The 9,581-nt window shown below is 62.6% G+C and carries 16 protein-coding genes and 3 tRNA genes; 13 read left to right on the top strand and 6 right to left on the bottom strand.

Going from position 1 to position 9,581, the window contains the following annotated elements:
• Nucleotides 1-2 precede the first annotated feature (2 nt).
• A complete protein-coding gene (locus CA2_RS18225) occupies nucleotides 3-581 on the bottom strand; it encodes a helix-turn-helix transcriptional regulator (RefSeq protein ID WP_052369824.1) in 579 nt (192 codons plus the stop codon).
• 428 nt (nucleotides 582-1,009) lie between these two features.
• On the bottom strand, nucleotides 1,010-1,345 hold the full coding sequence (locus tag CA2_RS04460; protein ID WP_042413025.1) for a helix-turn-helix domain-containing protein: 336 nt from the start codon (nucleotides 1,343-1,345) through the stop codon (nucleotides 1,010-1,012).
• Nucleotides 1,346-1,412: 67 nt separating this feature from the next.
• Between CA2_RS04460 and CA2_RS04465 the strand changes: the two genes are divergently transcribed.
• The 13 genes from CA2_RS04465 to CA2_RS04520 all read left to right on the top strand — a co-directional run bounded on the left by CA2_RS04465 (nucleotide 1,413) and on the right by CA2_RS04520 (nucleotide 7,948).
• Nucleotides 1,413-1,652 carry a hypothetical protein gene (locus tag CA2_RS04465; protein ID WP_042413026.1) on the top strand — a complete coding sequence of 80 codons (240 nt, stop codon included), beginning with the start codon at nucleotides 1,413-1,415 and terminating at the stop codon, nucleotides 1,650-1,652.
• A 13-nt stretch (nucleotides 1,653-1,665) separates the two neighbouring features.
• The gene (locus CA2_RS18480; RefSeq protein WP_245620880.1) at nucleotides 1,666-2,166 is read left to right on the top strand and encodes an Ogr/Delta-like zinc finger protein; all 501 of its coding nucleotides are present in this window, start codon (nucleotides 1,666-1,668) and stop codon (nucleotides 2,164-2,166) included.
• A gap of 114 nt (nucleotides 2,167-2,280) precedes the next feature.
• Nucleotides 2,281-2,676 (top strand): DUF7673 family protein, encoded by a 396-nt coding sequence (locus tag CA2_RS04475; RefSeq protein ID WP_156105954.1) that lies wholly within the window; start codon nucleotides 2,281-2,283, stop codon nucleotides 2,674-2,676.
• Nucleotides 2,673-2,891, top strand: coding sequence for a hypothetical protein (locus CA2_RS04480; RefSeq protein ID WP_042413030.1), 219 nt, complete (start codon nucleotides 2,673-2,675; stop codon nucleotides 2,889-2,891). Before CA2_RS04475 ends, CA2_RS04480 begins: the two co-directional genes overlap by 4 nt.
• Nucleotides 2,888-3,046 (top strand): hypothetical protein, encoded by a 159-nt coding sequence (locus tag CA2_RS17910; protein WP_156105955.1) that lies wholly within the window; start codon nucleotides 2,888-2,890, stop codon nucleotides 3,044-3,046. Before CA2_RS04480 ends, CA2_RS17910 begins: the two co-directional genes overlap by 4 nt.
• Nucleotides 3,039-3,461: a hypothetical protein gene (locus tag CA2_RS04485; RefSeq protein ID WP_052369825.1), complete on the top strand. Its 423-nt coding sequence runs from the start codon at nucleotides 3,039-3,041 to the stop codon at nucleotides 3,459-3,461. Before CA2_RS17910 ends, CA2_RS04485 begins: the two co-directional genes overlap by 8 nt.
• 2 nt (nucleotides 3,462-3,463) lie before the next feature.
• Nucleotides 3,464-5,377, top strand: a complete 1,914-nt coding sequence (locus CA2_RS04490; protein ID WP_042413097.1) for a replication endonuclease — start codon at nucleotides 3,464-3,466, stop codon at nucleotides 5,375-5,377.
• A 26-nt stretch (nucleotides 5,378-5,403) separates the two neighbouring features.
• A complete protein-coding gene (locus tag CA2_RS04495) occupies nucleotides 5,404-5,637 on the top strand; it encodes a hypothetical protein (protein ID WP_042413032.1) in 234 nt (77 codons plus the stop codon).
• Complete coding sequence (locus CA2_RS04500) at nucleotides 5,634-5,891, top strand: hypothetical protein (RefSeq protein ID WP_042413034.1); 258 nt, start codon at nucleotides 5,634-5,636, stop codon at nucleotides 5,889-5,891. The genes CA2_RS04495 and CA2_RS04500 overlap by 4 nt, the downstream gene beginning before the upstream one ends.
• A gap of 32 nt (nucleotides 5,892-5,923) precedes the next feature.
• Nucleotides 5,924-6,163 (top strand): hypothetical protein, encoded by a 240-nt coding sequence (locus CA2_RS04505; protein ID WP_042413036.1) that lies wholly within the window; start codon nucleotides 5,924-5,926, stop codon nucleotides 6,161-6,163.
• A gap of 15 nt (nucleotides 6,164-6,178) precedes the next feature.
• A complete protein-coding gene (locus CA2_RS17135; protein WP_156105956.1) occupies nucleotides 6,179-6,766 on the top strand; it encodes a DUF4406 domain-containing protein in 588 nt (195 codons plus the stop codon).
• Nucleotides 6,767-6,803: 37 nt separating this feature from the next.
• Nucleotides 6,804-7,028, top strand: a complete 225-nt coding sequence (locus CA2_RS04515) for a helix-turn-helix transcriptional regulator (protein ID WP_245620881.1) — start codon at nucleotides 6,804-6,806, stop codon at nucleotides 7,026-7,028.
• Nucleotides 7,028-7,948, top strand: a complete 921-nt coding sequence (locus CA2_RS04520) for a DNA cytosine methyltransferase (protein ID WP_042413037.1) — start codon at nucleotides 7,028-7,030, stop codon at nucleotides 7,946-7,948. Before CA2_RS04515 ends, CA2_RS04520 begins: the two co-directional genes overlap by 1 nt.
• A gap of 57 nt (nucleotides 7,949-8,005) precedes the next feature.
• Here CA2_RS04520 and CA2_RS04525 read toward each other — a convergent pair whose 3' ends face one another.
• From CA2_RS04525 to CA2_RS04540, 4 genes are all read right to left on the bottom strand, one after another.
• Complete coding sequence (locus tag CA2_RS04525; RefSeq protein WP_042413039.1) at nucleotides 8,006-9,022, bottom strand: tyrosine-type recombinase/integrase; 1,017 nt, start codon at nucleotides 9,020-9,022, stop codon at nucleotides 8,006-8,008.
• Nucleotides 9,023-9,212: 190 nt separating this feature from the next.
• Nucleotides 9,213-9,302, bottom strand: a tRNA-Leu gene (locus CA2_RS04530).
• Nucleotides 9,303-9,397: 95 nt separating this feature from the next.
• A tRNA-Gly gene (locus CA2_RS04535) sits at nucleotides 9,398-9,473 on the bottom strand.
• A 4-nt stretch (nucleotides 9,474-9,477) separates the two neighbouring features.
• Nucleotides 9,478-9,551 (bottom strand) — tRNA-Cys (locus CA2_RS04540).
• Nucleotides 9,552-9,581 lie beyond the last annotated feature (30 nt).

Consider the following 9,581-nt stretch of genomic DNA (forward strand, 5'->3'; position numbering starts at 1 on the left):
GGCTACCTTGGTGGCGAACCTGCTTGCTGCCGCTGATGGTGTCGTTCTGGGCGTTGCTCAGTAATTGCCTCAAACACGTATTCATCAATCACCTCAACCCCTAGCCCCTCTGCCTTGGTCACTTTCGCTGGCCCAGCCTTGGGGCCACAAACTAAATAGTCCAAAGACTTGCTGACGGTGGAGCGCACTTCCAAGCCTGCAGCTTCTGCGGCAGCTTCCAGTTCTGCCTTGCGTGCTTTGGCAAAGCCGGTGAAAAGAACGGTGATCGGCGGTTCTTCGGCGTCAAACTCTTCCCCGGTTTCTGGCGATGAGAAATCAGGCTTGGCAGGGGTGTAATCCATGTGCCGACGTTTGTCGGTCCCAGCCAGCAACCGATAAACATTGACCAGCTCACCGGTTTCAGCATCGGTCATCTCACCCTGGATGCGATCGACTCGAAACGTGCGCATGGCATTTCTGTCCAGGCAGTAACCATCGAGGTACTGCCGACCATCGTTGCTGGCAATCCCCATCACACGCACCCGGCGGCGTGAGGATTGCCCTTCATGGTCGGTATACGAAAACAAGAACTCGCGGGGCAATAGCGGTACCTCTGAGGTACTGCCAATCGATTGAGGCACTGGCGCTACTTGGTCGTCTGGACGCTGAGCAACGGCTGTTGTGTTTGCGATCTGTTTCGCTGGTCGAGAAGCTCGCCAAAGTGCAAAAACCAAGGATGCAGACAGCAAAACGCCAAGTCCTGCTACAGCTGGCCCCCCATTTGTCGGATCGGGAAGTAGCAAGCCTCCGCTGATGCAAAAGGCTGAGAAGCTAGCCAAACACCCCGTCGCCGTGCACGCGGCTTTACGAGCAAACGCACCCCAGCTCTTCAGCCTGGCAAGCCTTGCCATGGTGCGCCATGCCAACCACCAAGCACCAGCCATGCTGAGAAGAACAAGCAACGCATCCATTAAAAGCCCCCCCCAACACGGCATCTATGCGCCGTCAGTTGTCATCAATCACCGGTGACTTACTCCGGCTTCAAAACTTCGGCAGCGGCTGACAGCAGGGCTCTGCCCTTGTCGCCACTTTCACGCCATGCCTGCAACAGTGCGCGCTCAGCAGGCGCCAGCGTTGCCTCGGACTCGTTAGATCGCTTGCCGGTCACAACGAACAGGACATCAATGCCTTGCTCAGCCATGGCGAAAAGAATTTGAGCTGATGCGCCTTGCTCGCCCTTCTCCCATGTAGCCAACGTGCCACGGTTTACACCACAGGCATCAGCCAAGGCGACCTGAGAGAGGCCAACGCGTGCGCGCTCAGATTTCAGTCTTTCGCCTATTTGTTGTAAATTTCCAGCAGACATTTATTGACATGCTGGAAATTTCCAGCAATGATGCGAGTACGTTGTAACAATCTATGCCCAATAGTACATGACTACCTCTGCGCAACTCACACGCAAGCACTCCGGTTCGGTCGAACGCCTGGTGCATGAAAAACCCATCCCCCTGCGCCTGGCCAAGAACGAGCTGGCCGAGGCCCACGACAAGGCCCGGGCAGAGGGCCGCAGCTCCAGCAACTTCTGCCGGCTGATCCACCTGATGGGCATGGCCCGCTACCGTGAACTGGGCCGCGTGGAGCTGGGCGCCGCCGACATTGCCGGCCAGGGCTGAGCAGGAGCAGGCCATGGGCGGGCGCATCAACTTCATTGACAGCAATTCTCAGCGGGCCAAGGCCGCGCTGGTTGCCAGCAGGCACCTGAACGAGGCCGCCGACAAGGCGCGTGCCCTTGAAGGCCGGGGCGTGCATGGCTGTAACCAAACAGCACAGGCCAAGCACCAATTCAAGGGGATCAACAAGGAAGCCATGCGCCTGCCTTGCCCGCATTGCAGGCACCCCAGCGTGATCCGCACCAGCGAGCAGATGACGGCCCTGATGCGCCAGTACGTGTTTTGCTGCGTGAACCCAGAGTGCGGCCACACCTTTGTGGGCACGCTGGAAATTTCCCGCACCCTGTCCCCCTCTGCCACGCCAGACCCCAGCGTGAACCTGCCCCTGTCCAGCCACGTGCGCCGCGACATGCTGCGCGCCCAGCTGGACCATGCAGGCACCTCTGAGCATGTGACCCGCAGCACCGCCCCGGTGACGGGCGACCTGTTCATGCAGGGCGCGCCGCCCGCTGACTGACCCCACCAGCGCCTAGCGCGCTGACCTCTCCCTTTTTCACACCCCCACCGACAGAGCCTGTTTGCAGGCCCTGCGGGATTGCTTACGCCATTTTTTGCCCACGGAGGTTTGACCATGACGCTTGCCACCCACCACAAAGAGCCGCTGCAGGTGCTTTGCGAGTTCTTCAATCTGGCCTGGTGCCACAGCCACGGCGGTGCACGCGTGGCGGCCCGCTTACTGCTGAGCCTGTACAACTCGCGCCGCTTTCCCTTTGAGCTGGACGAGCTGCGGTGCCTCGATAGCCAGCACCTGGCCGACGCCCTGGTGCTGCTGGAGTTCGACGCCAACCTGCAAAAGGAGGTGCATGACTGGTTGAACCACCTGTTCGGGCGCAACGACTTCGGTATGCGCTTTGAGCACCTGGCACACATGTGGGCGCGCAAGGCCAAGTGGGACAAGTGCAAGAAGGAATTCCTGCACCCCGTGGAGCCGCTGAAGCTGGTGTGGAAGGCTGGGGGTGCAGCATGAGCAAGAAGATGATCGCCGTGCAAAAGAAAGCCATCCGCTTGGCTGATGCCTTGGATAAGGCTTGCGATGCGTTGAATGCCTACAGCTGCGCCTGCCGTGATGCAGGACTGCCATTCAAAGGCGCTGATGACAGCCGCGTCCTGCTTTTGGAAAACATGGTCGAGTACGCCGGTTACCTGCGCGCGGTGTACGACAAGCAAGGCGGTGCAGCATGAGCCTGTACCGCATTACCCACATCGACGCCGGGCGTCGCCTCCGCCGCATGCGCGTGCTGGCCACCAGCCGCGCCCAGGCGGTGGCCGAGGTGGAAACCGCCTTTGGTGCCGGCTGGTGCATGACCGTGGTGTGCATGGGGGTGGCCCATGGCTGACAAGGCCCAGGCCGTCAACCCACAGGCCTCCCGCATGGCTGCGCTGCGCCAAGCGGGCAAGGCGCTGAAAGCTGCCAAGCCGCCTGTGGCCTGCGCGGCCAAGCGCAACAAGCCAGCCATCGAACACACCGTGGAAGAAAACCGTGCCTACCTGGTGCAGTTGCGCAACGAGCTGCTGCGCAACGCCAGCGCAGGCCGCTGGCATGACGGTGAGGCCAAGGAATGGTCGCGCATTGCCCATGAGCAGCGCGTGATGCTGATGCTGTTGGCGGGCCTGGACGGTGATCTGCAGACCCTGGCCACCCGTGCCTGGCGCGAGTTCACGCCGCCCGAGCGCAGCGCCATCAAGTCGGAAATCCGCGCGGCCAAGCGCGCCTTTGTGGGCCTGGCTGCGCTGTGCAGCCGGGTGCAGTGACCATGGCCCGCAAGCCCATCTCCCCAGCCCGCACGCTGCCCACGGCATCGCTCAAGGATTGGCAGCGCGCCAAGCCTGCGCCCTGGATGGTCAAGCGTGCCCTGGATGCGCTGATGCGCGCGGTGCCGCCACAGTGGTGCCAGCCGATCAAGTCGGCCGGCCTGGGCCGCCTGCTGGGCGATGCCCAAGACCCGCCACCGCTGTGGCTGCAGTCGTGGGACGCCATCCAGGCCATCCGGGAGTTTGATGAACGCTTTGGCAAGGCCAGCAGCTGGAACCTGAGCGACTGGGAAATCTGCGCCATGGCCAAGCGCATGGTGCAGGAAGCGCAGGAGCTGGACGCCGCCGTGCAGGCGGAATCCGTGGAGGTGTCGGCCCGCCTGGATGTGGTGCGCCTGCTGCTGCGCATGCTGGGTGTGCGTGAGCCCCATGCGCTGAAGGGTGAGCCCGATGTGCTGCGCGCCCACGATGAAAGCTGGTGGCGGCGCCTGCTGCGCAAGCATGTGACCCGCGTGGTGGAAGCCGGGGCCGTGCGCCTGGGCGTGGTGAACCGCCAGCAAGGCGGCTACGCCAGTGACCACACGGTGCGCCGCCGCGAAGCGCAGATCGAGCGCAACGCCAATGCGTTGAAGCGCAGCCTGTTCAAGAACGAGGCGGGCCAGGTGTGGACCCTGTCCGAGCTGGCCGCCCTGTCGCCGTCCAACCCGGTGATTCGCGGCGGGGAGCTGATGACGCGCATCCGCGGCGCCGAAGAGTACGCCGATACGCGCAACCATGTGGGCCTGTTCCTGACGCTGACGGCGCCCAGCCGCTTCCACCCGGTGACGCTGGGCAGCGGTGGCCGCCCCCGCCCCAACCCGAAATATGACGGCGTGAGCACGCCGCGCGATGCGCAGATGTGGCTGCGCACGATGTGGGCGCGGGTGCGTTCGCACCTGAACACCCAGAAGGTGAACATGTACGGCATCCGCGTGGCCGAGCCCCACCACGATGCCACGCCGCACTGGCACGCCCTGGTGTGGGCCGAATCCGAGATGGAGGCCCAGTACATCGAAATGGCGATTCGCGCCTGGTGGCTGAGTGAGGACGGCGAGGAACGCGGCGCAGAAAAGAACCGCGTGAACATCAAGCGCATGGTGGGCGGCGGCGCTGCGGGCTATGTGGCCAAGTACATCGCCAAGAGCGTGGGCCATGCCGCCCTGGCCGACCACCTGGACGTGGTGCAGGGCCAGCTGTGGGATGTGGAGCAAAACGACATGCCCGGCCACCGCCGCGTGGACGCCTGGGCCGCGTGCTGGGGCATCCGCCAGTTCCAGGCCATCGGCATGCCCAGCGTGTGCGTGTGGCGTGAGCTGCGCCGCGTGGGCCAGGACCAGATCGACGGCCTGCACCGTGACGGCGACCAGACCACGCAACGCGCCTGGGTGGCCTGCCACAAGCAAGGCAACGCACAGGCCAACTGGCGCGTGTACATGGAAGCCATGGGCGGGCACTGCCTGGGCCGTGGCCAGTGGCACCTGAAGATGGCGCACCGCCCGGTGGCCCCTGGCCAGGTGAACAAGTACGGCGAGGCCCTGACCGTGGGCCGCGTGGTGGGTCTGCAAACCCGCCGTGGCCAGTGGCTGGTGAGCCGCCGCATGGCATGGACGCCGGTGGCCGCAGAGACCGAGACATTCGACCCGGAAGCCTGCACCGATAGCGATGCGGGGCGTTCCCTCGCCATCGGCGAGGCACGCGCGGCCATGCCGCGCGCTTGGACTGGTTTCAATAACTGTAGAGCCCGTCTGACAGGCGAGCTGCGCAGGGCCGCTTTAGGCCGCGGCCGCCACGAGGCCGAGGACTGCATACCCGGTTTCCCTGGCCGAACAGACGCCGAATGGCGCTCCATCGGCCCCTCCCCCATCCCTTTTTATTGACCTGAAGCCCCCAGGAGGACTGACCGATGCCTGCAAAACGCACCGAACCCAGCCGAAGCGCACTCAATCCGGCGCACGGTTTCAAGTACACGCCGTCCAACAGCACCAACTTGGCCAAGCGCTTTGCCGAGATCCGCCGCGCCCAGGCCAAAGCCGCACGCGACGCGGTCAAGGCGCAGGAAGCCGAAGCCCAGGCCCAGCTGGAGCTGGCACCAGCCGCCGTGGTGCTGCCCATCCACCGCAAGGCCTGCGCGCAATGACCACCGCCATCGCCACCCCGGAGAAGGTCTGCAACGCCTGCGGCGAAGCCTGGCCAGCCGATACGGAATTTTTTCACCGTGAGCCCGGCAACAGCGACGGCCTGTCGTGCAGGTGCAAAGCCTGCCGCGCCGGCTACGAACGCCAGCGCAACGGAACGGCCAGACGCCGCCAGGGGCGACTGACGCAGGGATTGCAGGCGGTGTTCACCGGACTGATTCAGAAAACAGAGCAATCAGCGCACGCCACGCAATGAATTCAATATCAAAAACTGTGAAACCCAAGAATATGCAAGCGACAACAGCTATCAAAACTGAATGCCAAGCACCCACGCTGCCCGCCGTCATCCAGCGCCTGGCCGCTGAGCACGCACAGGTGACCGCCGAGCTGGCCACGATGCCGCCCGACGCCTGGCTGAACGTGCGCGGCCGCGCGCTGGCCAACCGCGAGCAGGAGCTGCACATCACCCTGGACGTGCTGCAGCGCCTGACGCAGCAGCCTGCCCAGATCACAGAGCCCACCCACTGACCCGGAGCGCCCGCCATGTACATGATGATTTTTCGCGCGGTGCTGATGCCCGCCATGCTGTTCCTGAGCTTCTTCACCGGCTGGCGCATGGCCAAGCGCATGGTGGTGGACGAGTGCCAGCGCTTCGGCGGCTTTCTGGCCGGCGGCAAGGAATTCCGCTGCATCAGCACCATGCAGATGTGGCTGATGCACGAATGCGCGCACCAGCGCATCTACATCGCCGGCCCCATGACCGGGCTGCCAGACAACAACCACGCTGCCTTCAACGACGCGGCCGAGCGCCTGCGCAACCGCGGCTGGCACGTAGAGAACCCGGCCGAGAACCCACCGCCCCACGTGGATGCCAGTTGCGCCTGGAACGCCTACATGCGCATGGGCGTCAGCCAGCTCATGACCTGCCACGCCATCTACCTGCTGCCCGGCTGGCAGCAATCCAAGGGCGCCAGCCTGGAATACCTGATCGCCCAGCGCCTGGGCCTGCAAGTGCATGAGCACGCCCGGCAAGAAGACGTACTGCAGGAGCAGCTGCAGCAGCTGGCGGCCGCACAGCCAGCGCTGCCACGCCGTGAAAAACTGGATGAAGAGTGCCTGAGCGCCTGCTGATCAAGCGCTTAAAGCTATAAAGTTAGGAGTAAAAACAATGAACTGCACCACCACACCCGCAACCACCACCCACAGCACCATGGCCAGCAGCGTGCCGCGCCTGGACACCGCGGGCATTGCCGCGCTGCTGGGCTGCACACGCCAGCACGTCACCAGCCGCGTCACCAAGCGGGTGGACTTTCCCAGGCCCTATATCAACGTCAGCCGCCGCACGCGCTACTGGCGCACCAGTGATGTGCTGAAGTGGATGGGGGGTAAGTGATGCGCTGTGTTGACCTTTTCGCCGGCGCCGGTGGTTTCAGTACCGGTGCCACCATGGCTGGCGCCCAGGTGGTCTGGGCGGCAAATCACTGGCCTCTGGCAGTGAAGTACCACGCAGCCAATCACCCAGGGACTGACCACGCCTGTCAGGATCTGCAGCAAGCGGACTGGAGCCAGGTGCCAGCCCACGACCTGCTGCTGGCCAGCCCATGCTGTCAGGGACACAGCCCTGCGCGTGGCAAAGCCCATGGAAATCCACAACACGACGCAAGCCGCAGCACGGCCTGGGCCGTGGTCAGTGCCGCAGAACAACATCGACCGGCAGGCGCAGTCATAGAGAATGTTCCAGAGTTCATGGGCTGGGCCTTGTATCCGGCGTGGAAATCGGCCATGGAAGCGCTGGGCTACACGCTGGCCCCGCATGTGCTTGACGCTGCCGACCACGGTGTACCGCAGCACCGAGAGCGCCTGTTCATCGTGGCCACGCGCAGCAAGGCAGCGCTGCAGCTGCAGCTTCAACGGCGCGATCCGGTGCCTGCCAGCACCTTTGTGGACTTTGGCGCAGGCCGCTGGAGCGTGATCGACAAGCCAGGAAGGTCGCCGCGCACCTTGGCCCGTGTAGCCGCTGGACGCGCAGCCCATGGACACCGCTTCCTAGCCCCCTATTACGGCAGTGGCAGCGGAGCCACCGGCCGCAGCTTGCAGCGTCCCATAGGAACCATAACTACCAAGGACCGATGGTCCGTTATTGATGGCGAGCGCATGCGAATGCTGACGGCCTGCGAGTGCCGAGCCGCCATGGGCTTTCCGGCCGACTACCAACTGCCACCGCAGCACCACCAAGCTGTGCATTTGCTGGGCAACGCTGTATGCCCCCCAGTGGCCAGAGATGTAATCAGTGCATTAATGGCCAAAATTTAGACGATCGAATAAGTGCAGCAGCAAAGCCCGCAAACGCGGGCTTTCTCTTGGACGCGATTACAGTCGGGCAGCTATGTCCTCTTCAGTTTCCCGATAGTAGGTGTTGAAGAGTAGATTGATGTCCTTGTGCCCACTGATCCGTGCCAAGGTCATCACGTCCACCCGTTTAGCAAGCCAAGTCAATGCCGTGGCACGCAGGTCGTGAAAGTGAAGGCCATCGATCATGACCCGATCACGCAGCTTGCGATAAAGCACGTCCCTGCTGTCATCGCTGATCGTGAAATAGTTGTCACGGCCGGCTGCTGCTGCTGCCTGATCCAGCACGCGAAGCAGACGTAAGCTACGTGTGGTCAACGGGACCTTGCGAGCGCCAACCACCCCTGCGGTCTTGTGCTCGGTAAGCGTGTAGATCTTTCGCTTCAAGTCGACTGTGCTGCGGCTCATGCGCAGAATTTCACCGCTGCGCAGGGCTGTGTGCAAGGAGACCCACATCGCCCATGCCGTTTCTTGTGTTGGCGCCAGTGGTGCAGTGTCACGCGTCACACCAGCAGAACGCAGCATCAAGCGGATCTCTGTCCATGCGCTGGTGCGTTTTCGGGCAAACCCCTTCGCCGGCAGCTTGATGGACTTCCACGGGCTCTCTCCGGCCCACTTCCACTCTCGGATAGCAATCGTCCAGATAGGGCGGAAAAGCTGTGCCTCACGCAGCACGGTGTTGGGAAGCACCGTTTTCAAGCGGGTGTCACGCCACTTGGCCAAGTCGGCACCGCTGATTTCATGGAATGTTTTGCCTGTGAGCCAGGGAAAATCACGCACCAAAGCATCCAAACGCAGGTTATCTGCGCGCTGTCGATCAGCAGGTTTCTTGCTGACAACCTCTTGCCGGTACTTATCGATTGCTTCTTCCAGAGTGCGCTTGGGGTATTGACCGCGTGCACCTGCCAGGATGGCGGCTTCTTCGGCCACAGCCCAGGCCTGTGCCTCTGCCTTGGTAGGCCGCACGGCGGACTTGCGCACACCTTCGCGCACAACCTCTGCGCGCCAACCAGTCTTGAGCTTTCTGTAGTAGGCCACTGCCCCCCCTCTCCAAGAGCATCGTGCGTAATGCGATGCGTAAAACCTGCGTAACGATTGGGTAATTTACGCCGTTTTTAGGTGCCGTTCGGTACGAACAGAGAGGACAGTTTAGGCAAGAAAAAAGCCCGCTTTCAGAGGAGAAAGCGGGCTTGAGTGCTGTTCAGGCTTTTTCAGCCTTGATTGTTCGTGGTGCCCCGGGCCGGAATCGAACCGGCATGCCGTTTTAAGAGGCGGCGGATTTTAAGTCCGATGTGTCTACCAATTTCACCACCGGGGCACTGCTACAAGCCCGCGAGCATAACCGATCTTCCAGCCATGCTTCGGACTGCACACACATGAAAAAAAGGGAAGCTACTGCTTCCCTTTTAAAATTGGAGCGGGAAATCGGGTTCGAACCGACGACCTATACCTTGGCAAGGTATCGCTCTACCAACTGAGCTATTCCCGCATTTTGGAGGCGCGATCCGGAGTCGAACCGGACTAGACGGATTTGCAATCCGTTGCATAACCGCTTTGCTATCGCGCCTGACCTGGAAGCTTGTGACAGCCACCCAAA

The sequence above is a fragment of the Comamonas aquatica NBRC 14918 genome, from assembly GCF_000739875.1.
Taxonomy (GTDB): domain Bacteria; phylum Pseudomonadota; class Gammaproteobacteria; order Burkholderiales; family Burkholderiaceae_C; genus Comamonas; species Comamonas aquatica.